Source organism: Paraburkholderia sp. SIMBA_053 (assembly GCF_046534895.1).
Classification (GTDB): domain Bacteria; phylum Pseudomonadota; class Gammaproteobacteria; order Burkholderiales; family Burkholderiaceae; genus Paraburkholderia; species Paraburkholderia caledonica.
The window spans coordinates 1-310 of record NZ_JAWRXU010000370.1 but is presented as its reverse complement, the minus strand read 5'-3'; the positions used below and the strand labels follow the sequence as shown (position 1 = coordinate 310).

Annotated in this window: 1 pseudogene; it reads left to right on the top strand. The window is 60.3% G+C overall.

The features are described from left to right. Positions 1-243: pseudogene (locus SB753_RS36035) on the top strand (hypothetical protein); the annotation flags it as partial. Positions 244-310: the final 67 nt, after the last annotated feature.

Below are 310 nucleotides of genomic sequence, written 5' to 3'. Positions count from 1 at the left end.
CGGTTATGCGCTCCGGAACTGGAAGCCGCGATAGGAACGGTGCTCGGCTTGCGGCCCTGGCAAGTGCGCATCTTCGTGACCGTCGTGACGCAAGAAGAAGTGGACCTGCACTTCGGCGTGTACGAGCGGATGCTGGCCGAAAAAATCAGCGGATTGCCGCCGATCCGGCGCGGCACAGAAGACGCTCTACGCGATATGCGCAGCCAGTCGCGCGTCGACGCGTCGCCGGTAGACAGAAGCTAGGTCCGGTGGCCGCTAGAGACCAGCCTTAAGATTTCCTTCAGCATCGCGCGATAAATTCAAACGATAG